Source organism: Telluria sp. AC161, from assembly GCF_979258535.1.
In genome coordinates this window covers 3,910,025-3,932,566 of record NZ_OZ409861.1, presented here as the reverse complement: position 1 = coordinate 3,932,566, position 22,542 = coordinate 3,910,025, and the positions used below count along the sequence as shown (strand labels likewise).

Below are 22,542 nucleotides of genomic sequence, written 5' to 3'. Positions count from 1 at the left end.
CACGCTGACCAATGGACGCTTCCCGCCGTTTCACCCGTTTGCAAGACCTGATCGATCAGAACGCCCTGCAGGGCAAGCGCGTCTTCATTCGCGCCGACCTGAATGTGCCACAAGATGACGCTGGCAATATCACCGAAGACACGCGCATTCGCGCTTCGGTGCCGGCGATCCAGGCCGCCATCAAGGCGGGTGCGGCAGTGATGGTGACGTCGCACCTCGGTCGGCCGACCGAAGGCGCGTTCAAGCCCGAAGACAGCCTGGCGCCGGTCGCCGCGCGCCTGTCCGAGCTGCTCGGCCAGCCAGTCGAACTCAAGCAAAACTGGGTCGACGGCGTCGATGTCGCACCGGGTTCGGTCGTGCTACTGGAAAATTGCCGCGTAAATGCGGGCGAGAAGAAAAACAACGACGAACTGGCCCAGAAAATGGCCAAGCTGTGCGATGTGTACGTCAATGATGCGTTCGGCACTGCGCACCGCGCCGAAGCCACCACGCACGGCATCGCCAAGTTTGCACCAATCGTCGCGGCAGGTCCGCTGCTGGCCGCTGAACTCGACGCGCTGGGCAAGGCCCTCGGTCAGCCGCAGCGTCCGCTGCTGGCCATCGTCGCCGGCTCGAAAGTCTCGAGCAAGCTGACCATCCTGCAAAGCCTGGCCGACAAGGTCGACAACCTGATCGTCGGCGGCGGCATTGCCAACACGTTCATGAAGGCCGTCGGCCTGAACATCGGCAAGTCGCTCGTTGAAAACGACCTGGTGAACGAAGCCAAAGCCATCATCGACAAGATGGCCGCGCGCGGCGCGCAAGTGCCGATTCCTGTCGACGTCGTGTGCGCCAAGGAATTCGCGCCAACGGCCGCCGCCACCGTCAAGCTGGTGGCGGACGTACAAGACGACGACATGATCCTCGACATCGGCCCGCAGACCGCCGCCATGCTGGCAGAGCAGGTCGCCACGGCCGGCACGATCGTCTGGAACGGTCCTGTTGGCGTGTTTGAATTCGACCAGTTTGCCGAGGGCACCAAGACCCTGGCGCTGGCCATCGCCGGTTCCAAGGGCTTCTCGATCGCCGGTGGCGGCGACACCCTGGCCGCGATTGCAAAATACAAGATCGCCGACCAGATCGGCTACATTTCGACCGGTGGTGGCGCCTTCCTGGAATTCCTCGAAGGAAAAACGCTGCCGGCGGTGGATATCCTGCTGCAACGCAGCGCGCAGTCTGCAGCATAAATGAGACCCTAGCGCAGCCAGTGGCTGCGCTTTGTTTTTTACAAGGACACTTCATGTACCGTGGCACCAAGATCGTCGCAACCATCGGCCCAGCATCGACCGACTTCGATATTCTCGTCAAAATGATCCGCGCCGGCGTCGACGTCGTACGGCTGAACTTTTCGCACGGGAAGGCCCAGGATCACATCGACCGGGCCACTTTGGTACGCCGCGCCGCCGCCGAGTGCGGCCGTGAAGTGGCCATCATGGCCGACATGCAGGGTCCGAAGATCCGCGTCGGCAAGTTTGAAGAAGGCAAGATCTTCCTGAACAATGGCGACCGGTTCATCCTGGATGCCAAGTGGGGCGAGAACGGCGAACTGGGCAACCAGGAGCGCGTGGGCCTCGACTACAAGGCACTGCCGCGCGACGTCAAGCCGGGCGACAGGCTGCTGCTCAACGACGGCCTGATCGTGCTGATCGTCGACCGCGTCGCCGGCCACGAAATCTGCACCACCGTCAAGGTCGGCGGCGAGCTGTCGAACAACAAGGGCATCAACCGCCAGGGCGGCGGCCTGACTGCGCCGGCCCTGACGTCGAAGGACATGGAAGACATCAAGACCGCGATGAGCTTCCAGGCCGACTACCTGGCCATTTCGTTCCCGAAAAGCGCGACCGACATGGAAATGGCGCGCCAGCTGGCCAATATTGCCGGCGAGCCGTACGGTCACAAGCCGATGATGATCGCCAAGATCGAGCGCGCCGAAGCGATTCCGCTGCTGCAAGAGATCCTGGATGCGTCGGACGGCATCATGGTCGCCCGTGGCGACCTGGCCGTCGAAGTCGGCAACGCCGCCGTGCCGGCGCTGCAAAAGCGCATGATCCGCATGGCGCGCGATTCGAACAAGCTGGCCATCACCGCGACCCAGATGATGGAGTCGATGATCGTCAACGCCGTGCCGACCCGCGCCGAAGTCTCGGACGTCGCCAACGCCGTGCTGGATGGCACCGACGCCGTCATGACCTCGGCCGAGACCGCATCGGGCAAGTACCCGATCGAAACCGTCGAGATGATGGCCGCGGTCTGCCTCGAAGCCGAGATGTCCGAATACAACAAGGTCGACGTCGACTTCCTCAACAAACAGTTCACCCGCATCGACCAGACCATCGCGTACGGTACGCTGTTTACCGCGCACCACTTGCGCGTAAAAGCGATCGTGGCGCTGACCGAATCGGGCTCGACCGCGTTGTGGATGAGCCGTCACAGCATCGACACGCCGATTCTGGCGCTGACCCCGCTCAAGACGACCGAGCGCAAGGCGTCGCTGTACCGCAACGTGCGCGCCTTCCACCTCGAGCAGGAAGGCGGCAGCCACGCCGTGCTGCGCAAGGCCGAAGAGCTGTTGATGAACGAAGGTTACGTGCGCAAGGGCGACCTGATCGTGGTGACGTGGGGTTCGCCAATGGGCGAAGCCGGCGGCACCAATGCGCTCAAGATCGTGCGTGTAGGCGAATATGATTAACGGGATGGGGCGCCGCGCCTGATGCGTTCACGGCATGCCGGTAATTCGGCATGCCGCGCTCGGCGCGCACCACTTCCCGACAAGTTTCTTTATTGTTTTGGAGTACTACCATGGCACTCGTATCACTGCGTCAGTTGCTGGACCACGCCGCCGAAAACGGCTATGGCCTGCCGGCATTTAACGTCAACAACCTCGAACAGGTGCAGGCCATCATGGCTGCCGCCGACGCTGTTAACAGCCCGGTGATCATGCAGGCATCGGCCGGCGCGCGCAAGTACGCGGGCGAAGCCTTCCTGCGTCACCTGATCGACGCTGCCGTCGAAGCCTATCCGCACATCCCGGTCGTCATGCACCAGGATCACGGCCAGTCGCCGGCAGTCTGCATGGCTGCGATCCGTTCGGGTTTCTCGTCGGTGATGATGGACGGTTCGCTCGAGGCCGATGGCAAGAGCGTCGCCAGCTATGAGTACAACGTCGCTGTCTCGCAAGAGGTCGTCAAGTTCGCGCACTCGATCGGCGTGACTGTCGAAGCCGAACTGGGCGTGCTCGGTTCGCTCGAAACGATGATGGGCGACAAGGAAGACGGTCATGGCGCCGACGGCGCCATGACCCGCGAGCAGCTGCTGACCGACGTCGACCAGGCTGCCGACTTCGTCAAGCGCACCCAGTGCGACGCGCTGGCAATCGCCATCGGTACTTCGCACGGCGCCTACAAGTTCACGCGCAAGCCAACCGGCGACATCCTGGCGATCGACCGCATCAAAGAGATTCACGCACGCATCCCGAACACGCACCTGGTGATGCACGGTTCGTCGTCGGTGCCGCAAGAGCTGCTGGCGATCATCCGCGAATTCGGCGGTGACATGAAAGAGACCTACGGCGTGCCGGTCGAAGAGATTCAAGAGGGCATCAAGCACGGTGTCCGCAAGATCAACATTGACACCGACATTCGTCTGGCGATGACGGCCGCGATTCGCAAGTACATGTTCCAGAATCCGTCGAAGTTCGATCCACGCGATTACCTGAAGCCAGCACGCGAAGCGGCAATGGACGTGTGCAAGGCGCGCTTTCTGTCGTTTGGCTGCGAAGGCCAGGCTGACAAGATCAAGCCGATCCCGCTGGACAAGATGGCCGAGCGCTACAAGGCCGGCGAGCTGTCGCAGATCGTTCAATAAACCTCGGCGCCGCCTTGACTACGTCGTTCCCGCGGCGGCGGGAACCCCATGTGCTTCGCACAGCGGCAAGCACATGGTTTGCTGCAGCGTGTATGGACTTGGGTTCCCGCCTTCGCGGGAACGACGTTTTAAGGGCGCGGATCGTGTATCAAGGCCCGTCGTTTGATCGATGCCGGCCTGTTTTGACGTAAAATATCGCATTGACCAGGCTTTACCGCCTGACTTTCACAACCGGCGGCCCGTTCCGCCGGTTCCGCTTTCCTGATACCCCATCTATGAACAGCCTCTACCAATCCTCCATTCAGTCCCTGCCACTGCTCGGTCACGGCAAGGTGCGCGATAACTACGCCGTTGGCGACGACAAGATCCTGATCGTCACCACCGACCGCCTGTCGGCCTTCGACGTGGTCATGAACGAGCCGATTCCCGGCAAGGGCAAGGTACTGAACCAGATGAGCGATTTCTGGTTCGAGAAGCTCGGCCACATCGTGCCGAACCACCTGACCGGCGTTGCGCCGGAAAGCGTGGTCGCGCCGAACGAGGTCGAGCAGGTAACCGGCCGCGCGGTCGTGGCCAAGCGCTTGACACCGATCATGGTCGAAGCCGTCGTGCGCGGCTACATCATCGGTTCGGGCTGGAAGGATTATCAGCAAAGCGGTGCCATCTGCGGCATTTCGCTGCCAGCCGGTCTTCAGCAGGCTGAAAAGCTGCCGGAGCCGATCTTCACGCCGGCCGCCAAGGCCGACCTGGGCGAGCACGACGAAAACATCTCGTTCGCCCAGATGGAAGAAAAAATCGGCGCCGAACTGGCCGCCAAGATGCGCGACATCAGCATCAAGCTCTACACCACCGCTGCCGAATACGCAGCCACGCGCGGCATCATCATCGCCGACACCAAGTTCGAATTCGGCCTGGATGACAATAACGTGCTGCACCTGATGGACGAAGTGCTGACCGCCGATTCGTCGCGCTTCTGGCCAGCCGACTCGTACGCGCCGGGGATGTCGCCGCCATCGTTCGACAAGCAGTTCGTGCGCGACTATCTCGAAACGCTGACCGAGTGGCCAAAGACCGCACCGGCGCCGAACCTGCCGCAGGACGTCATCGACAAAACCCAGGCCAAGTATTTCGAGGCCATCGAACGCCTGACCGGCGAAAAGCTGAAGGCATAAGCGATGACCGAGCAATCCAAGCCGCTCGTCGGCGTCATCATGGGCTCGTCGTCCGACTGGGACGTGATGCAGAACGCGGTCGCGATCCTGAAGCAGTTCGGCGTGCCATTCGAAGCGTCGGTGATTTCGGCCCACCGCATGCCGGACGAAATGTTCACCTACGCCGAGACAGCCCGCGCGCGCGGCCTGCGCGCGATCATCGCCGGCGCCGGCGGCGCGGCGCACCTGCCTGGCATGGTGGCCGCCAAGACCATCGTGCCGGTGCTGGGCGTGCCCGTGCCATCGAAGTACCTGCGTGGCGAAGACTCGCTGCTGTCGATCGTGCAGATGCCCAAAGGCGTGCCGGTGGCAACGTTTGCCATCGGTGAAGCGGGCGCCGCCAATGCAGCGCTGACCGCCGTGGCGATCCTGGCTGCCAATGACGAGGCGCTGGCCGACAAGCTGGAGCAGTTCCGCCGCGACCAGACCGCCGCCGCCCAGGCCATGACCTTACCTGTTTGATCCGATGACCCAAGCGCAGCAGACTTCTCCAATTCTTCCATCGGCCGATCCATCCACCTGGTTTGGCGTGATGGGCGGCGGCCAGCTTGGCCGCATGTTCGCGCATGCCGCGCAAAGCATGGGCTACCAGGTTGCCGTGCTCGAACCGAGCGCCGATTGCCCGGCCGGGCAGGTTGCCGATCGCACCATCGAAGGCAACTACGACGATGCGGCGGCGCTGGCCGAACTGCGCGCGCTGTGCGCTGCCGTGACGACCGAGTTCGAGAACGTGCCGGCCGACAGCCTGCAACTGCTGGCCGAAGGCAGCTTTGTCGCACCGGGCGCATCGTGTGTGTCGATTGCGCAGGACCGCATCGCCGAAAAGCGTTTCTTTGTCGAGTGCGCGCCAACCTCGAAGGTGATGCCGGCGCCGCACAAGACGATCGCCTCGCACGCCGACATCGACGCCATCGGTGACGATCTGCTGCCGGGTATTCTGAAAACCGTACGCATGGGGTACGACGGCAAAGGCCAGGTGCGCGTGCGCACGCGCGACGATGTGCGCGCGGCGTTTGACGATATGGACGGCGTGACCTGCATGCTCGAAAAGATGCTGCCGCTGGCCTACGAAGTGTCGGTGCTGACCGCGCGCGGCATTGATGGCGCCTCGGTCGTGTACCCGATCGCCGAAAACGTGCATCGCGACGGCATCCTGTTTACCACCACCGTGCCGGGCCCGAACGTGTCGCCCGAATGCGCCCGCCAGGCGCAGGATGCGGCGCGCGCCATCGTTGACCAGCTGGGTTATGTGGGCGTGCTGTGCATCGAGTTCTTCGTGCTTGACGACGGCACGCTGGTCGTCAACGAGATGGCGCCGCGCCCGCACAACAGCGGCCACTACACCATCGACGCCTGCATCACGAGCCAGTTCGCACAGCAGGTGCGCGCGATGGCGCGCCTGCCGCTGGGCGACGTGCGCCAGCATTCGCCGAGCGTCATGCTCAATATCCTGGGCGACGTGTGGTTTGACGGTGACACGGACAACACGCGCGAACCGGCCTGGGACCGCGTGCTGGCGCTGCCGGGCGCCAACCTGCACCTGTACGGCAAGGACGACCCGCGCCGCGCCCGCAAGATGGGTCACGTGACCTTCGTCGCGCCGACCCTCGGCGAAGCGCAGGCCAGTCTGCGCGCCGCCTGCGCCATCCTCGGCATCGCCGCATAACCATGACCGACCTGCAGATCGACCAGTCGGTCATCGACACCGCCGCCCGCCTGCTCGAAGCGGGCGAACTGGTCGCGTTTCCGACCGAGACCGTGTACGGCCTGGGCGCCGATGCCGAGAATCCGGCTGCGGTGGCCGCCATCTACGCGGCCAAGGGCCGCCCGCAAGACCATCCCGTGATCGTGCACCTGGCGCCGGAAGCCCCGCTCGACTACTGGGCCTGCGATATCCCGCCAGAAGCCGGCGCGCTGGCCGCGGCCTTCTGGCCCGGCCCGCTGACCATGATCCTGAAACGCGCGCCGAACATTCCCGATGCCGTCAGCGGTGGCCAGGACACGGTCGGCCTGCGCTGCCCGGCGCACCCGGTGGCGCTGGCGCTGCTGCGCGCGTTCAAGTGCGGCAAGGGCGGCATTGCCGCGCCCTCGGCCAACAAGTTCGGGCATGTCAGCCCGACGCTGGCCGATCACGTCGTCGACGAATTCGCCATGGACGACACGGTGGCGATGGTGCTCGATGGCGGCCCGTCGCAGGTCGGCATCGAATCGACCATCGTCGACCTGTCGCGCCTTGACACGCTCGGCCCCGTGCTGCTGCGCCCTGGCCACATCAGCGCCGAGGCGATCGCGGCCGTGATCGACCGCCTGCCGGCGGCAGCCGATGCGGCCGCGCCACGCGCTTCGGGCACGCTCGAATCGCATTACGCACCGCACACGCCGGTGGCGATGCAGGAGCGCGCGGTGCTGCTCGAGACGATCGAACAGCTGCATGCGGCCGGGCGCAAGGTCGCGCTGATCCACGTCAGCACCATGCCGGAAACCCACGCCGCCCAGCGCCTGCCGCCGCGTCCTGCCGGCTTCGCCCATGCACTGTACGCCGCGCTGCGCACGATGGACGGGCAGGGCGCCGACGTCATCCTGGTCGAATCGCCGCCGCAACAGGGTGAGTGGCTGGGTGTCAACGATCGCCTGCGCCGCGCTGCGCACGGATCGACGGGCATCGTCCACGGATTGCTCAACAGTCGACCAAACGTTTAATTCAAATCAACGAATCGATTGATGGGGCGTAAGTACGCCATAACTTACCGCCCCCCGTTACAAATTCCCCACTTTCTGCCGAGTAAAGGCTGGTTATAATCCGACCCCAACAGCCAGACCCATCGCATCTGATAGGTACGTATCGCAACGGCCATTAAGCAATGGATTTTGCTATACATGGGTAATGAACGCTGGCATAGTAATGAAGCAGCGAATAGCACGAGCGTTCGTTTAGAAAAAATTCAACTCAGGAGACACAATGCGTCAAACCAATTTTGCGCTGGCCGTGCTGACGGCAGCGCTGCTGTCCGCGTGCGGCGGCGGCACCAGCCCGGCGGGCGGCGACCAGGCGACCAAGGTCACGTTCACCAAGCAGGTCTCGTTCGGCGACAGCCTGTCGGACGTCGGCACCTACCGTGTCGGCGCCGTGGCGGCGGCTGGCGGCGGCAAGTTCACCATCAACGGTGACAGCACTGCCAAGAGCGAAGACCTGAACGGCAAGATCTGGCTTGACTTCATGGCTGCCCAGCTCAAACTGCCGGCGCCATGCGCTGCGCAGACCGGCCTGCAAGGTGACGCATCGCTCGGCTTCTCGGTACCGATCGTCAACAATCCGAATTGCTTCAACTACGCCCAGGGCGGTTCGCGCGTGGTCAATCCGATTGGCCCGGGCAATGCCGCGACCGGCTCGCCGATCGGCGAAATGACCACCCCGATGGTCACCCAGATCGCCAACCACCTGGCCCGGTCTGGCAACAAGTTCACCGGCACCGAGCTCGTGACGGTCCTGTCGGGCGGCAATGACGTGCTGATGCAACTGGCAGCCGTGACCAGCGCCGGCACCGCTGCCGGTGCACAAGCCTTCGCCGGTGCCCTGGCCACCCGCCTGGGCGCCACCGCTACCAACCCGCAAGCCGCCACCCAGGCAATCCTGGCCGCGATCGCCACCGAGAATGCCCGCCCAGGCAAGACCGATGCAACGCTGGTCGCTGCCGCCGTGCGCGCTGCCGCTACCCAGCCGGGCAATTCGGCTGTTGCCGCACCTGCTGTGTACGGTCCGCTCGTGACCGCCGCGCAAGCGGACGGCACCGCTGCTGGCAACACCGCCGCCGGCGCTTATGCCACCGCCAACGCCACCGCGATGGTGACGGCGCTGGGCACCGCCGGTGCGCAGATGGCTGGCCTGGTCAAGAACGAACTGCTGGCCAAGGGCGCGAAGTACGTGATCGTTGCCAACCTGCCTGACGTGGCCAGCACGCCGACCGCGAAATCGCGTCCGGCTGCGATCCAGTCGCTGGTCGCCGCAATGGTCAACGCCTTCAACACGCAGCTCAAGGCCGGCCTGGGCGCCGACGATGCGCGCGTGCTGTACTCCGATCTGTACTCGGTCAGCAACGACCAGGTGAAAAATCCTGGCCCGTATGGCTTGACCAACACCAGTACCCCGGCGTGCGCCAACAACGCGCTGGGTGGCACCTCGCTGATCTGCACCGCCAACAACACGGTGGCAGGTGATGTGAGCCGCTACATGTTCGCCGACGGGATCCATCCGACCCCGTTCGAGAACGACCTTATCGCCCGCTACGTCTTCAAGGACATGGCTATCAAGGGCTGGCTGTAAGCAGGTTCTCAGCAACGAGCGGCGGGCCTGCCCTGGCGGCGGGCCCTCACACATCTATCAGGAGAAGTCATGAAAGTTCGTTTTAGCAGTATCGCCAAGGTTGCGGGTGTCGCTGCCGCACTGGCGTTCGCCACCGGCGCATCGGCGCAATCGGCCGGCCAGATCACCGCCAAGGTCGGTTTCAACCGCCTGATGCCGAAGGTTGAAAGCGGTGACATCAGCGCGCCGGCACTGCCAGGCACCAAGGCCGACGTCGGCAACGACATGCAGCCAGTGGTCATCCTGTCGTACAGCTTCACCGACAACCTGTCGGTCGAGGGCGCCCTCGGCACGCCATACAAGCACCAGATCTACGGTGCGGGCGCGATCACCGGCGTGGGTTCGGTGGGCACGGTCGAGGCGCTGCCGCCGACTGCATTCTTCCAGTACCGCTTCTTCGCGCCGACTGCGGCCTTCCGTCCGTTCATCGGCGTGGGCCCGACCTACGCGTACTTCATGAAGGAACGCGGTAACGGCAAGCTGACCTCGATCACCAATCCTGGCAGCGACGTGCCGACTACCTTCAAGATCGACAACAAGCTGACCTACAGCGCGCAAGTCGGTATCGCGATGAACTTCGACGAGCGCTGGTTTGCCGATGCGACGGTCATCAAGACGCGCCTGCGCACCGACGTGCACTTCTCGACCGGCCAGACCCAGTTCATGAAACTGGATCCGGTGGCGATCGTGCTGGCGGTGGGTTACAAGTTTTAAGCACGGCGCAAGTCGCTCGACGAAAGCCCGCCGCGTGCGGGCTTTTTTAATGCGTGCCGGTCGCGTACAGCACGAATAGTTCGGCACTCATCGCCGGCTGGTACAGGAAGCCCTGATAGAGATGGCAGCCTGCATTGGCCAGAAACTGGTGCTGGCCCGCCGTCTCCACGCCTTCGGCAATCACCTGCAAGCCCAGGCTGTCGCCCAGCCCGATGATCGAGCGCACGATCGAGGCGTCGTTCTGGTCGGTGAGAACCTCGCGCATGAACGAGCGGTCGATCTTGAGCTGGTCCAGCGGCAGCTTGCGCAGGTACGCCAGCGACGAGTAGCCGGTGCCGAAGTCGTCCAGCGCAAACGAGACACCCTGCCGTTTCAGTGTGGCCATCGTCTGCGCGGTCGATGTGAAATCGGTCACGACCAGGCTTTCGGTCAGCTCCAGGCGCAGCCCCGACGGCTGCACGCCGGTCTCGGCAAAAATCGTCGCCAGCAGCGTGACGAAATCCGGTTCGGTGAACTGGCGCGCGCTGACGTTGACCGACAGCGTCAGGCCGGCCGTTGCCGGCTGGCGCTGCCAGCGTGCCAGCTCGAGGCAGGCAGTGCGCATGACCCAGGCCCCGATCTCGATGATGAGCCCGCTTTCTTCAGCGATGCGGATGAAGTCAAACGGCAGCACGACCTTGCCATCGGGCTGGTGCCAGCGCAGCAGGGCTTCGGCCCCGATCACGCGGCCCGAGCGGTCGAGTTGCGGCTGGTAGTGCAGTACGAATTCGTGGCGTTGCAGCGCGCGCCGCAAGCCGCTTTCGAGTTCGGCACGCGCGAGCCACGCGGCCTGCACCGCCGGGTCGTGGAAGCGAAACGTGTTGCGCCCGGCCGCCTTGGCCTGGTACATCGCGGCGTCGGCCTGGCGCAAGGTCGATTCGACCGTGTCGTGCAGGCCGCACAGCGTGACCACGCCGACGCTTACCGACAGCGTGTAATGCAGCTCGCCCAGCTGGAACGGCGCCGCCAGTGCTGCGACGACCTTTTTGGCGACCGTTTCGGCCTGCGCCGCCGCTACATCGCGCGAATCCTCGACGGGCCGGATCAGCACCACGAACTCGTCGCCGCCCAGACGCGCCACCATGTCCGCTTCGCGCACGCAGCCTTCGAGCCGGCGCGCCACGGCCTGCAGCAGCAGGTCGCCGGCTGCGTGGCCCTGGCTGTCGTTGAGGTACTTGAAGTTGTCCAGGTCGCAGAACATCAGCGCGCCGCACTTGCCGCTGCGGGCGCTGCCAAGCAGGGCGCGGCGCAGCTGGTCGAGCAGGTTGGCGCGGTTGGGCAGGTCGGTGAGATGGTCGAAGAACGCCAGCCGGAAGATCCGCGCCTCGCTCGATTTGCGCTCGCTGATGTCGGTGCCGATCACCAGGATTTTCTGGCTCGCGCCCGGCACGGCGTCGGGCGCCAGCAAGGTCCAGCGGGTGTCGGTGTCGACCTTCGAGCCGTCGCGCCGCATGTGCGCCAGTTCGCCGCACCATTCGCCATCGGCCAGCGTGTGGGCGAACGCGGTTTCGTAATGTGCCTGCTCGTCGCACAGCAGCTCGCAAAAGCGCTTGCCGATCGCTTCGTGCGCACTCCAGCCGTACAGGCGCTCGGCGCCATGGTTCCAGTAGCTGATGCGCGAGGCCATGTCCATCGCGATGATCGCATCACGCGCCTGTTGCAGGAATGACGCCTGCTCGAGCATGACCAGATCGGCGTGCTTGACCCGCGTGAAATCGGCCAGGAAACCTTCGAGCGTCCCGGCCTGCCGGTTCAGCGCGCCTTGTTCCCAGATCCACCGGATTTGCCCGTTGGCAGTGCGAATCCGGTACGTGACCTGGAAGGGCTGGTTCTGGGCCAGTGCGATCGCCACCGCCGCATGCATCTGGTCGCGGTCTTCCGGCAGGATGATGCTCGCAAATGACAGGCCCGGCCGACCGGTGAACGCGGCAGCCGAGTAGCCGGTTACTTTTTCGACGCCGTCGCTGATGAACACCATGCTCCATTCGCTGTCATTGAGACAGCGGTAGGCAGCGCCCGGCAAATTACTTAGCAGCAGGTCGAGCGACAAGGCATCGCTGTGGCTGGATGCGGACGGATCGGATACGGGTGGGGTCAAGCTCATCATGCCTCTGCCGTGAAATGCGCCAGCCTGTGCAGGCCATGCAACATGCATTCGATGGTAGCGCAAATCGGGCCGCTCGCAAGCCCCAAGCACGGGTGACCAGACGAATCGTCATCAGATGCATGCGGTATGCCACGCAAGGTAAAGCGGCATTGGCAAGGTGTCACAATTGACCGGCGCCACATGTCATCCAGACGCCGCATCCCGGGCCCCAAAAAGTGTTCTCTTTGGCAAGTCGCATGCTAGACTGAGCGGCTGATTTTCATGGTGCTGCGCATGTCTCCCGCTTCGTTTGCCTGTCTCGGCTTGTTGCTTTGTGCTGTCCTGCACGCGTGCGATGCGCATGGCAGTGGCTTGCGCGCGCTGCGCATCGCGGCGGGCGACACGCCCGCGATCGACGGCGCCCTGGATGACCCTGCATGGCGCCGCGCGCCTGTCTACCAGGACTTCCACAAGCACCAGCCGCGCGACGACGCGCCTGCCCCCGGTGCCTTGAAGACCAGCGTGCAAGTGCTGGTCGACGACGGTGCGCTGGTGTTCGGCATCCGCGCCTGGGATGACGCGCCGCACCTGCGCCGGGGCCTGCTGGCGCGGCGCGACAAGGTTGGCGTCGACCAGGACTTCATCGGCATCTGGATCGACCCCGCCGGCCATGGCCGCAATGCCCAGTTCGTGCGCATCAACACCACCGGCGTGGTCAGCGACGGCATCCACCGCGCCGAGGATGACGAATCGGATCTGGGGCCGGATTTCCCGATCGAGACGGCCGTGACCATCCTGCCCGACGGCTACAGCATGGAAGTGCGCTGGCCGCTGTCGAGCCTGCGCTTTCCGTACGCCGATGGCCGCAACTGGCGTCTGATGGTCGAGCGCAGCATCCCGCATGCCGACGGCATGCTGCTGGTGACGGCGCCATTCCGGATCGACGCGCTCAGCCACCTGAGCTTCCTGCAGGAGATCGATGGCATGGAGGCCACCGTGGAAGCGGTGCGCGACCGCAGCTTTCTGGAGCTGAGGCCCGAACTGACAGTGCGCAGCGAACGCGCCGCCATGCCGGGGACGCGCACGCGCGGCAGCCAGGCCGAACTGGGCCTGGAGATCAATGCCCGTCCGCGCGCCGACTGGGTGTTCAATGCCACCATCAATCCCGATTACTCGCAGGTCGAGATCGACGAGCCGGTGTCGCAGGGCGCCGGCAATATCGCGCTGTCGCTGCCCGAGAAGCGCGGCTTCTTTCTGGAGAGTGCGGACGTGCTGGGCTTGCCGCTGCCGGCCTTTTATTCGCGCACCGTGAACGATCCCGAATACGGCCTGCGGGCGACCTGGCGCGCGGCGCATGCCGACGCCACGGCGATGAGCCTGCGCGACGAGCCGGGTGGCCTGATCCTGCGCGGCAAGCCGTACGAAACGCTGGAATACGGGCAGACCAAGCGCACGGTCGCGAGCCTCGTGCGCGCACGCTGGCACGGAGAGGGCTTGCTGCTGGGTGCGTTCGCCTCGCAGCGCGACTACCACCGCTTTGGGGGCAACGACGTCGTCGGCGTCGATGCCCAGTGGCGCAGCGAAGGGGCGGATGGCGAGCAGCAGCAACTGTCCGGCGTGGCGATGGTGTCGCGCACGACGGCGGGCTTTGTCGACGACGATGTGCCGGCGCGGGTGGCGGGGCGCTCGGGCGGCTATCTGTGGGGCAAGTCGCTGCACAAGACCGAACGCTGGTGGTACGAGGCCGAAGTCGAGGCGATCGCGCCCGGCTTCGTCAACGACAACGGCTTCGTGCCACAAGCAGGCATCGCCCGCGCCACCGGCTCGATCAACCGCATCCTGGGGCCGCAATCCCTGGGCGGGCTGGAGCTGTACGAGTTCGAGACTTACCTGGTCCTGCACGAGATGCGCACGCTGGCCGACCGGGTGACGGGCCAGGCCGGCGGCGAAACGGTCGAGCGCAAGCTGCGCCCGGGCGTCTGGCTGGCCGCGACCCGGCGCACGAATGTGTGGGCCGAGCTGGGCTTCGACCGCCAGCGCGCGCGGCCCCTGGGGCGCCTGCATGATACGCGCGTCATCAATGTCGGCATCGAAACGACGCCCGCACCATGGATCTCGAAGATCGCACTGGAAGCGGCGCTGGGACGCCAGATGGACGCCGATGCCGACCGCGTGGGGCCGGGCGGGAATGTGATCCTGGACGTCGGCCTGCGCTTTCCCTTGCCGCGCGGGTGGTCCCTGGAGCTCGATCAACATATTAATCGCGCCTGGGTGCAGGGCACGCTGGGCCAGCCGGCATTTTCCGACACGGCCTGGCGCGCGCTGGCCATCGTCCATTTCAGCCCGCGCGATTCAGTGAGGCTGCTGGCGCAGAACACCTGGGCTGCACGGCGCGACGATGGGGTAACGCAACTCGAAGCATGGAACGACCGCCAGGTACACCGCTCGCTGCTGTACCGCTACCAATGGCAGCACGGCCGCACGGTGTCGCTGGGCATTGTCGATGACAAGCTGCCGCTGGTGGATGAACGGAGCAGGTCGCTGACCTTCAAGCTGCAATGGGAAGTGTAGCCGCTGTCAAAAGCCGGGGTCAGGTCTGACATTCGGACACGACCTCAACCTTAGTCGCTTGACTGATGAATCGCCTTGAAATTCGAAAGCGGTATTAAATGATCCGCCCGGAATGTCTCGCTCAGGAAATCAAAAAACAGATGCCAGTGCAGAGGCCGTGTCCGAATGTCAGACCTGACCCCGCTTTGGGATTTTGACGTGCGCTACGCAACCTGCGGCTCGGTGCTATGCTTTCACCATGACTACTGATACCGATATTGAACTGTCCGGCGCCTTCCAGGCCAAGGACAGCAACGGCCGTACCCTCGACGTCAAAGAGATCCGCATTTTCGACGAGGGTTACGGGATCATCGATGTGTACGTGGAGTTTGCTGCCAAGCTCGATCCTGATGCCTACAAGGACACCGTCCTGGTGCGTCAACTCGTCGAGCGCCTGCGCACGCTCGGGTACAAGGGGCCAGATTTCGGCCACAGCGACCCGGGCCTGCAAGAGAGCCGTCTGATCGTGCTCGAGGCGCCGGAAGAATTTTCCGCGTTTGCCAAGAGCCGCGGCTGGAAGAATCTGGCCGAAGAGTTCGACGAATAAGCTGCGACAGTAACGTGGCAAAACAATGGGGCCGGGTTCGTCATCGAACCCGGCCCCATTTTTTGTACAACCTACGCTGCGCTTATGAACCCAGGCGCAGTTGCAGGCCGGTGTCGGTGTAGGTCGGCGTCACGCTAAAGCCGTCGACTGTGATGGTCTCGAACTTGCCCTTCAGGCTTGCTGCACTGATGACGGTGAGCGTGTCGCCCACGGCCGGCTTGACGCCGTCCTGGAACTTGATGCGCAAGGTGCCGCCGCCGATGGTGGCCGCGCCCGTCACGCTCATGCGCCCGCCCTGGGCCGCGCCCAGGCGCAGTTCCAGCGTCGCGCCGGTCAGCTGCGTGTACTTGCCGCCCACGACCAGTGTGGCCGGTGCGTTGCTGATCACGGTACCGCCGCCGGCGACATACACGTCACCCGTGCCGAAGGCCGTTGTCGACAGTGCTTCGAGGCTACCGGCATCGACCTGCGTGCCGCCAGTCCAGGCGTTCTTGCCGCCCAGCTTCAACGCGCCCGAGCCTTGCTTGACCAGCTTGCCGCTGCCGGTGATGTCGTTGCGCCAGCGGTCTGCGGCATTAAAGCCGCCCTTGCTCGCGTCCATGTTCAGCACGACGTTGCCGGTGAAGACGGCATAACCCTCGGCCGCAGCAAACAGATTCAGGCGGCCCCAGCCTTCAGCATCGTCCAGGACCGGATAACCGGAACCGATCGCGGTGGTTTTCAGCACGACGCGGCGCTGCGCGTCGGTCAGGTAGGGCAGGCGCGTTTCCAGCAGCACTTCGGCGCCTTTTGGCACCACGGCCGGTGCGGTGGTCGAACCGATCAGCGGCAGGCCGAAGGTCATGCGGCGCAGGTAGTTGGCTTTGCTCGTCGCGTAGTCGGCAAAGCGATCGTTCGCCGGCGTGCCCGAGATGGCGTAGCTCGGGAAGGTGCTGGCGGTGGTGCCGGTCAGCTTCATCAACGTGCTCTGCGCCTGCTCGCGGGCGGCGGCGCGCGTGGTGGCGCCAGCGGCGATCAGGTTGGCGGCGGCGACGGCTTGCGCCTGCACGCGGCCGCTGATCACGTCCAGCGGCGAGTGCATGCCGGCCAGGATGCGGCTCTCGCCCAGTTCGAGACCACGGCCGACCAGTTCCTGGTAGCGTTCCGGCAGTACGTAGGCCATCGCGACGGCGTTGCGCACGGCCTCGGCCGAGTGGCCGCTGGTGAAGCCGCCGTCGGTGTTCGGCGTCGCGCTCTTGGCCGGTTCGAGTTGCGGCACGACCTGCACCGCGCTGCTCCAGCGGTAAGGGCGCGCGTACTTGTAAAAGCGCTTGGCCGGCTCGGTCGAACCGTTGCCGCCCATCGCATTGACCAGGTCGACGACCTTGCCGAACTCGGCATTGGCAGCGCCGCCGACGCCATTGTTGTTGCCGCCATCTTCATACTTGACCTTGGTGGCATCCGCCGGCATGTCGTTGATGGTGGTGGTCGCGCGCGAGGCGCTGCGCCATGCGTCGGTCAGCGGGCCCATGCCGCCGGTGACGCTGTAGCCCTTGCCGCGCCGGTCGTCCAGATACGCCAGCAGAGCCTGTTCCGGGGTGCGACTGGCGGTGGCTTTGACGACGTAATCGATGTTGGCATTGTGCACAGCGGCGTTGACGATCGTCCCGCCATTGGTGCCGTCGTTCGGCACGCCGGTCCAGGTCGATGCGGCAACGGCCGGGAAGCCGTCGACGGCCGGGGCCGTCTGGCCTGCATCGACGAGTTCGGTTACTGGCTTCCAGATGGCGAGCATGCCGCCCAGCACGCGCACGCCGGCGTTCGTGGCCAGCGTGGCGTAGCGGGCGTCGCCGCGCTGGTTGGTGGCGGCGGTGTCGACAAAAGCCAGGACCGATGGCACCGGCGCCGTGTCGGCCGCGCCCTGGTCCGCTGGCGCGGCCGGGATGACGATGGCGACATCGGCAGCGGCGGCGTCGTCATGGTGGTCGGAACCACCGCAGGCGGACAGGGCAAGTGCCGCGCCGATGGCGACGGCAAGCGGAAGACGGCGGAGAACGACCTGATGCATGTGAACCCTTCAATGGTGGTGAGGCGAAAAATTGAAGGGATGATAAGAAGTGCGTGTGACGTCATGATGACGCGCCGCGCCGCATCAGTCGACCGTTACGCCCGCGTCCTTGACCACCTTGCCCAGCTTGACCGATTCGGTGCGCATCAGGGTGCCGAACGCTTCCGGCGTGCCGCCGACGACCGGTGTGCCCAGCTCTTCCCATTTCTTGCGGAAGGCCGGATCGGCGAAGATCTCGTTGAGCGCCTGATTCAGGCGCATCACCACCGGCTTGGGCGTGGCGGCCGGCGCCACGATGCCGTGCCAGCCCGTGAAGTTGTAGCCACTCAAGCCCGCTTCGGCCAGGGTCGGCACGTCCGGCAAGGACGGCACGCGCGTGGCCGTCGTCACGGCGATCGGATGCAGCTTGCCCGTCTTGATGTACTGGACCGAGCTGCCGAGGATGTCGAACATGACCTTGACGTGCCCGCCCAGCACATCGTTCAGCGCCGGGCCGGCGCCCTTGTAGGGAACGTGCTGCAGTTTGGTGCCCACCGCAGTGTTGAACAGTTCGCCCGCCAGGTGCTGCGGGGTGCCGTTGCCGGCCGAGGCAAAGCTCAGCATGTCGGGCTGCTCCTTTGCCATGGCAATGAACTGCTTGACGTTCTTGACCGTGACCGACGGGTGCACTTCGAGCACCAGCGGAAACGCCGAGATCTGGATCACCGGGGCGAAATCCTTGTCCGGGTCGAACGGGATCGATTTGTACAGCGTCTTGTTCACCGCCATCGGCCCGCTGGCCGCCAGCAGGATCGTGTAGCCGTCCGCCGCCGACTTGGCCACCATGCCGGTGCCGATATTGCCGCCGGCGCCGCCCCGGTTGTCGATGATCACGGGTACCTTGAACTTTGCCTGCAGCGGCCCCTGGATCAGGCGCGCCATCGCGTCCGTCGGCCCGCCTGGCGGGTAGGGCACGACGAAGCGGATCGGCTTCGACGGATAGACGTCGGCGGCGCCGGCAACAAGCGCCTGGGTCATGAACAGCGTTGCGAGAAGTACCTTCTTGAGCATGCTTTGTCTCCGGTTTGTCTTGTTTTGTTTTGGTGGGGTGGTACGTTGTCGTTCAGGGTGCCTGCTGCGCCAGGCGCCGTTTCAGTTCATGCACGGCGCTGTGCACCGTGGTCAGTACGGGCGCACCTGCGGCACGAACACAAGCGTCATGTGCGCGCGCCATGCTGAATTGCGCCAGTGCGATCGTCGCGCAGCCGTCGTCGATCAGCCGCCGTGCGCTGTCGGCAATCAGCTCGTCATGCAGGTCGACGTCGCCCCGGTTGAGCGCATCGAGCGCGCCTTCGGCCAGGGCGCAGCGCAGCGCCACGCGCGCCGGAAATTCGGGGGGCATCGAGGCCAGCGTGGGGCCGAAGGTCGCGATCAGGCCCACCGGGCCGGCCGCCTGACCGGCCTCGGCATCGGCAATCATGGCCTGGTTCGGCTTGAGCACGGGAATGTGCGGATAGCGCTGCGCCACCGCTTCGATGCAGGGGCCGAAGGCCGAACAGGTAAACAGGATGGCCTCGGCCCCGCTGCCAAGCGCATAGTCCGCCAGGTCGGCGAAACGCTTGTGCATTGCATCGTCGAGGCCACGGCCAGATCGGGCCAGGTCGGCCGACAGCGAATCGTCGAGCAGATTCATGCGTGTGGCCTCGGGCCATTGTTCTGCCATGAAGGCATTGATCGGCTCGACCGAATGGCTCAGGGCGTGGATCAGAGCGATACGGGGCGCCGGGCGCTTCGCCGCTGAAGGGAGGGCAGACATGATCATTGTTCCTCGATCTTTGGTAGTTCAGGCGCCAGCAGGCGCAACCCGGCCATCAACAGGCCATCGTAACGCGCGCGCTCGGCAGCAATGGTGTCCGGCGTCCAGCGATAAAAGCCTTCGCCCGTCTTCATCCCGTAGTGGCCGGCGTCGTAGCGCTGCACCAGCACCCGGGCCGGCGTGGTGTTGGCCGCGAGCGACGGGTACATGGTGGTCGCTGCCGGGTAGTGCACGTCAATGCCGGCATGGTCGCGCTGCAGCACCGGGCCGGCCGCAAGAAAGCGAAAGCCGAAGCCGAAGCGCACCGCAGCGTCGACATCCTCGGCCGTGGCAATGCCGGCGTCGATCAGCGCAAACGCTTCGCGCGCGAGGGCATGCTGCAGGCGGTTGGCCAGGAAACCCGGCAGGTCCTTGCGGACCAGCACCGGCACCATGCCGCAGGCACGCATGAAGGCCATCAACGCCTCCGCCAGCTCGCTTGACGAGTTCGCGCCGAGCACGACCTCGACCAGCGGCACCAGATGCGCCGGCATGAAGAAGTGCAGGCCCAGCATCCGTTCGGTTGTTTCCAGGTGTTCGCCGATGGCCGAAATGGGGAAGCTCGAGCTGTTGCTGCACAGCAGAGTATCGGGACGCGCGCGCTTGACCAGCTCGGCAAACAGTGCCTGCTTGAGCGCCAGCTTCTCTGGAATGCACTCGATGACCAGGTCGATTGCCTGCCAGTCGAGTTCGTCGAGGCTGGCGCAGGTCGTGATGCGCTCGCGCTTGTGTTCCAGCCCCAGCTTGCCCAGGGTGTCGCCAAAATAGGTGTCGAGCGTGTCGCGGCGTGTGGCGCCGGGTTCGAGCACGATCGCGCGGCAGCCGGCGCGCGCCAGCACGATCGCCACGTCGGCGCCCATCGTGCCGCCGCCTGCAACGAGTGCCAGCGCGTGCGCAGGCTTGGGAAGTATCAAGTTTTCCATGATCATTTTCGAAAAGAGAATGAACTTAGTTTGCGCTTCATCAAATTATCTGAGAAACGCATTTTTTCTATAAACTTATCGATTATGGAAATAAATCTATCCGCACGCGAGTTGCGTGCCTTCCTCGCCCTGGCTGACACGCTCAGCTTCAGCAAGGCGGCGCAGCAGGTGTGCCTGTCGCAGTCGGCCCTGTCGACCCTCATCGGTCGGCTGGAGGAGGGCTTTGGCAGTCGCCTGTTCTCGCGTACCACGCGCTCGGTCGCCCTGAGTGCTGCCGGCGAGGTGCTCGTCCTGCACGCCCAGCAATTGCTTGCCGATATCGAGCGCTCGGCCGCGGCGGTACGGGACGTGACGGCGCTGCACCGGGGCCGGGTGGCATTGGCCGCGATGCCGTCGCTGGCAGCGCGGCTCGTGCCGCGCCTGTTCCGCGTCTTTCATGCGCGCCATCCCGACATCGCGCTGTCGCTGGCCGATACGCTGTCAGAACCAGCGTTCGAACTGGTGCGCCAGGGTCGCGTTGACTTCGCCATCACTGCCGCCAATCCGGCCTACCAGGATCTGGAATACATCCCGCTGACAACCGATGAATTTGTGCTGCTGGCCGCGCCCGGGCATCCGCTGGGCCGCGACAGCAGCCCGATCCGCCTGCCCGAGACGCTGCCGTATCCGCATATTTCGATGTCGCGCCACACCAGCGTACGGCAATACGTGGACGCGGCTGCGCTGCAGGCGGGAATCAATTTTTATCCGGCGTTTGAAGTCGATCACCTGGCCACGATCGGCGCCATGGTGGTCGAGCAGCTGGGTGTGGCGGCCTTGCCGAGCCTGGCAGCCGATGTGATTGCCAGCACCGGGCTGATGAGGCGTGAGCTGGTCGATCCTGTCATCCGGCGTTCGATTGGCGTGGTCCGGCGCAGCGAAGGTGCGCTCACGCCAGCCGCGCAGGCGATGCTGGTGCTATTGCAGGAGCAGATTGCGGATGGTTCTTGAACGGCGCGGCGATTGCCGCGCCGTGGGGACTACGTGATCAGAACGCGGCGATGCCGGTCTGTGCGCGGCCGAGGATCAGCGCGTGGATGTCGTGCGTGCCTTCGTAGGTATTGACGACCTCGAGGTTGACCATGTGGCGGATGATGCCGAACTCATCCGAGATGCCGTTACCGCCCAGCATATCGCGCGCCATACGGGCGATGTCGAGCGACTTGCCGCACGAGTTGCGCTTCATGATCGACGTGATTTCCGGCGCCGCCGTGCCTTCGTCCTTCATGCGGCCCAGGCGCAGGCAGCCTTGCAGGCCGAGCGTGATTTCGGTCTGCATGTCGGCCAGCTTCTTTTGCACCAGCTGGTTGGCAGCAAGCGGCTTCCCGAATTGCTGGCGGTCCATCGTGTACTGGCGCGCCGTGTGCCAGCAGTCTTCGGCCGCGCCCAGCGCGCCCCAGGCGATGCCGTAGCGGGCCGAATTCAGGCAGGTGAACGGACCCTTCAGGCCACGCACGTCCGGGAACGCGTTTTCTTCCGGGCAGAACACATTGTCCATGACGATTTCGCCGGTGACCGACGCGCGCAGGCCGAACTTGCCGTGGATTGCCGGGGCCGACAAGCCCTTCCAGCCTTTTTCGAGCACGAAGCCGCGGATCGCGCCTTCATCGTCCTTCGCCCACACGACGAACACGTCAGCCACGGGCGAGTTGGTGATCCACATCTTGGCGCCGGACAGGCTGTAGCCGCCCTCGACCTTGCGGGCGCGCGAAATCATCGAGCCGGGATCGGAGCCGTGGTTTGGCTCGGTCAGGCCGAAGCAGCCGATCCATTCGCCGGTGGCCAGCTTTGGCAGGTATTTCTGTTTGGTGGCTTCGTTGCCAAATTCAAAGATCGGCACCATGACGAGCGACGATTGCACGCTCATCATCGAGCGGTAGCCGGAATCGACGCGCTCGACTTCGCGCGCGATCAGGCCGTAGGCAACATACCCCATTGCCGGGCCGCCGTATTCTTCGGGAATGGTCGGGCCAAGCAGGCCCAATTCGCCCATCTCGCGGAAGATCGAGACATCCATCGACTCGTGACGGAACGCTTCGAGCACGCGCGGGCGCAGCTTGTCCTGGCAATAGGCGGCGCTGGCGTCGCGCACCATGCGCTCTTCATCGGTCAGCTGGCTGTTCAGCAGCAGCGGGTCATCCCAATGGAAAGCAGCTTTCTTGGGCGAGTCGGTACGGGTCATCGGAAATCCTGTCTCTGAATTCTGGTTAGAAGTTACCTGACCATTAT

The 22,542-nt window shown here is 64.6% G+C and carries 18 protein-coding genes; 12 read left to right on the top strand and 6 right to left on the bottom strand.

The features are described 5' to 3' along the window. Positions 1–11: 11 nt before the first annotated feature. The 9 genes from ACZ0AJ_RS17505 (at position 12) to ACZ0AJ_RS17465 (ending at position 10,188) form a co-directional block, all read left to right on the top strand. A complete protein-coding gene (locus ACZ0AJ_RS17505) occupies positions 12–1,226 on the top strand; it encodes a phosphoglycerate kinase (protein WP_183556142.1) in 1,215 nt (404 codons plus the stop codon). 53 nt (positions 1,227–1,279) lie between these two features. After that, positions 1,280–2,728, top strand: a complete 1,449-nt coding sequence (gene pyk, locus ACZ0AJ_RS17500; protein WP_183556143.1) for a pyruvate kinase — start codon at positions 1,280–1,282, stop codon at positions 2,726–2,728. 110 nt (positions 2,729–2,838) lie between these two features. Further along, positions 2,839–3,903 carry a class II fructose-bisphosphate aldolase gene (gene fba / locus ACZ0AJ_RS17495; RefSeq protein WP_183556144.1) on the top strand — a complete coding sequence of 355 codons (1,065 nt, stop codon included), beginning with the start codon at positions 2,839–2,841 and terminating at the stop codon, positions 3,901–3,903. A 275-nt stretch (positions 3,904–4,178) separates the two neighbouring features. After that, on the top strand, positions 4,179–5,075 hold the full coding sequence (locus tag ACZ0AJ_RS17490; RefSeq protein ID WP_499455767.1) for a phosphoribosylaminoimidazolesuccinocarboxamide synthase: 897 nt from the start codon (positions 4,179–4,181) through the stop codon (positions 5,073–5,075). Positions 5,076–5,078: 3 nt separating this feature from the next. Then, complete coding sequence (purE, locus tag ACZ0AJ_RS17485; RefSeq protein ID WP_332532801.1) at positions 5,079–5,576, top strand: 5-(carboxyamino)imidazole ribonucleotide mutase; 498 nt, start codon at positions 5,079–5,081, stop codon at positions 5,574–5,576. Positions 5,577–5,580: 4 nt separating this feature from the next. After that, complete coding sequence (locus ACZ0AJ_RS17480) at positions 5,581–6,780, top strand: 5-(carboxyamino)imidazole ribonucleotide synthase (protein WP_499455766.1); 1,200 nt, start codon at positions 5,581–5,583, stop codon at positions 6,778–6,780. Between the two features lie 2 nt (positions 6,781–6,782). Further along, entirely contained in the window at positions 6,783–7,814 is a 1,032-nt protein-coding gene (locus ACZ0AJ_RS17475; protein WP_499455765.1) for an L-threonylcarbamoyladenylate synthase, read from the top strand. A gap of 259 nt (positions 7,815–8,073) precedes the next feature. After that, a complete protein-coding gene (locus ACZ0AJ_RS17470; RefSeq protein WP_183556149.1) occupies positions 8,074–9,435 on the top strand; it encodes an SGNH/GDSL hydrolase family protein in 1,362 nt (453 codons plus the stop codon). 69 nt (positions 9,436–9,504) lie between these two features. After that, positions 9,505–10,188 (top strand): OmpW/AlkL family protein, encoded by a 684-nt coding sequence (locus ACZ0AJ_RS17465; protein ID WP_499455764.1) that lies wholly within the window; start codon positions 9,505–9,507, stop codon positions 10,186–10,188. A 46-nt stretch (positions 10,189–10,234) separates the two neighbouring features. On the opposite strand, the gene ACZ0AJ_RS17460 is transcribed toward ACZ0AJ_RS17465, so the two are convergent. Next, entirely contained in the window at positions 10,235–12,334 is a 2,100-nt protein-coding gene (locus ACZ0AJ_RS17460) for a putative bifunctional diguanylate cyclase/phosphodiesterase (RefSeq protein WP_499455763.1), read from the bottom strand. Between the two features lie 273 nt (positions 12,335–12,607). Between ACZ0AJ_RS17460 and ACZ0AJ_RS17455 the strand changes: the two genes are divergently transcribed. Both ACZ0AJ_RS17455 and ACZ0AJ_RS17450 read left to right on the top strand, forming a co-directional pair. Further along, positions 12,608–14,884 carry a DOMON domain-containing protein gene (locus tag ACZ0AJ_RS17455; RefSeq protein ID WP_499455762.1) on the top strand — a complete coding sequence of 759 codons (2,277 nt, stop codon included), beginning with the start codon at positions 12,608–12,610 and terminating at the stop codon, positions 14,882–14,884. 238 nt (positions 14,885–15,122) lie between these two features. Then, the gene (locus tag ACZ0AJ_RS17450; RefSeq protein ID WP_258835797.1) at positions 15,123–15,470 is read left to right on the top strand and encodes a hypothetical protein; all 348 of its coding nucleotides are present in this window, start codon (positions 15,123–15,125) and stop codon (positions 15,468–15,470) included. Positions 15,471–15,552: 82 nt separating this feature from the next. On the opposite strand, the gene ACZ0AJ_RS17445 is transcribed toward ACZ0AJ_RS17450, so the two are convergent. The 4 genes from ACZ0AJ_RS17445 to ACZ0AJ_RS17430 all read right to left on the bottom strand — a co-directional run bounded on the left by ACZ0AJ_RS17445 (position 15,553) and on the right by ACZ0AJ_RS17430 (position 20,274). Continuing rightward, positions 15,553–17,517 carry a phosphatase PAP2 family protein gene (locus ACZ0AJ_RS17445; protein ID WP_499455761.1) on the bottom strand — a complete coding sequence of 655 codons (1,965 nt, stop codon included), beginning with the start codon at positions 17,515–17,517 and terminating at the stop codon, positions 15,553–15,555. Positions 17,518–17,601: 84 nt separating this feature from the next. Continuing rightward, positions 17,602–18,567, bottom strand: a complete 966-nt coding sequence (locus ACZ0AJ_RS17440) for a Bug family tripartite tricarboxylate transporter substrate binding protein (protein WP_499455760.1) — start codon at positions 18,565–18,567, stop codon at positions 17,602–17,604. 52 nt (positions 18,568–18,619) lie between these two features. After that, a complete protein-coding gene (locus tag ACZ0AJ_RS17435) occupies positions 18,620–19,312 on the bottom strand; it encodes an aspartate/glutamate racemase family protein (protein WP_499455759.1) in 693 nt (230 codons plus the stop codon). Between the two features lie 2 nt (positions 19,313–19,314). Further along, the gene (locus ACZ0AJ_RS17430; RefSeq protein ID WP_499455758.1) at positions 19,315–20,274 is read right to left on the bottom strand and encodes a 3-hydroxyacyl-CoA dehydrogenase NAD-binding domain-containing protein; all 960 of its coding nucleotides are present in this window, start codon (positions 20,272–20,274) and stop codon (positions 19,315–19,317) included. A gap of 111 nt (positions 20,275–20,385) precedes the next feature. Here ACZ0AJ_RS17430 and ACZ0AJ_RS17425 point away from each other — a divergent pair, with 111 nt between their 5' ends. Next, entirely contained in the window at positions 20,386–21,264 is an 879-nt protein-coding gene (locus tag ACZ0AJ_RS17425; protein WP_499455757.1) for a LysR family transcriptional regulator, read from the top strand. 37 nt (positions 21,265–21,301) lie between these two features. Here ACZ0AJ_RS17425 and ACZ0AJ_RS17420 read toward each other — a convergent pair whose 3' ends face one another. Further along, complete coding sequence (locus tag ACZ0AJ_RS17420; protein ID WP_183556159.1) at positions 21,302–22,495, bottom strand: acyl-CoA dehydrogenase; 1,194 nt, start codon at positions 22,493–22,495, stop codon at positions 21,302–21,304. Positions 22,496–22,542 lie beyond the last annotated feature (47 nt).

Coding starts and splice junctions, on each gene's coding strand:
- ACZ0AJ_RS17505 (WP_183556142.1), top strand. CDS start 12: ATGGACGCTTCCCGCCGTTTCACCCGTTTGCAAGACCTGATCGATCAG.
- pyk (WP_183556143.1), top strand. CDS start 1,280: ATGTACCGTGGCACCAAGATCGTCGCAACCATCGGCCCAGCATCGACC.
- fba (WP_183556144.1), top strand. CDS start 2,839: ATGGCACTCGTATCACTGCGTCAGTTGCTGGACCACGCCGCCGAAAAC.
- ACZ0AJ_RS17490 (WP_499455767.1), top strand. CDS start 4,179: ATGAACAGCCTCTACCAATCCTCCATTCAGTCCCTGCCACTGCTCGGT.
- purE (WP_332532801.1), top strand. CDS start 5,079: ATGACCGAGCAATCCAAGCCGCTCGTCGGCGTCATCATGGGCTCGTCG.
- ACZ0AJ_RS17480 (WP_499455766.1), top strand. CDS start 5,581: ATGACCCAAGCGCAGCAGACTTCTCCAATTCTTCCATCGGCCGATCCA.
- ACZ0AJ_RS17475 (WP_499455765.1), top strand. CDS start 6,783: ATGACCGACCTGCAGATCGACCAGTCGGTCATCGACACCGCCGCCCGC.
- ACZ0AJ_RS17470 (WP_183556149.1), top strand. CDS start 8,074: ATGCGTCAAACCAATTTTGCGCTGGCCGTGCTGACGGCAGCGCTGCTG.
- ACZ0AJ_RS17465 (WP_499455764.1), top strand. CDS start 9,505: ATGAAAGTTCGTTTTAGCAGTATCGCCAAGGTTGCGGGTGTCGCTGCC.
- ACZ0AJ_RS17460 (WP_499455763.1), bottom strand. CDS start 12,334: ATGATGAGCTTGACCCCACCCGTATCCGATCCGTCCGCATCCAGCCAC.
- ACZ0AJ_RS17455 (WP_499455762.1), top strand. CDS start 12,608: ATGTCTCCCGCTTCGTTTGCCTGTCTCGGCTTGTTGCTTTGTGCTGTC.
- ACZ0AJ_RS17450 (WP_258835797.1), top strand. CDS start 15,123: ATGACTACTGATACCGATATTGAACTGTCCGGCGCCTTCCAGGCCAAG.
- ACZ0AJ_RS17445 (WP_499455761.1), bottom strand. CDS start 17,517: ATGCATCAGGTCGTTCTCCGCCGTCTTCCGCTTGCCGTCGCCATCGGC.
- ACZ0AJ_RS17440 (WP_499455760.1), bottom strand. CDS start 18,567: ATGCTCAAGAAGGTACTTCTCGCAACGCTGTTCATGACCCAGGCGCTT.
- ACZ0AJ_RS17435 (WP_499455759.1), bottom strand. CDS start 19,312: ATGTCTGCCCTCCCTTCAGCGGCGAAGCGCCCGGCGCCCCGTATCGCT.
- ACZ0AJ_RS17430 (WP_499455758.1), bottom strand. CDS start 20,274: ATGGAAAACTTGATACTTCCCAAGCCTGCGCACGCGCTGGCACTCGTT.
- ACZ0AJ_RS17420 (WP_183556159.1), bottom strand. CDS start 22,495: ATGACCCGTACCGACTCGCCCAAGAAAGCTGCTTTCCATTGGGATGAC.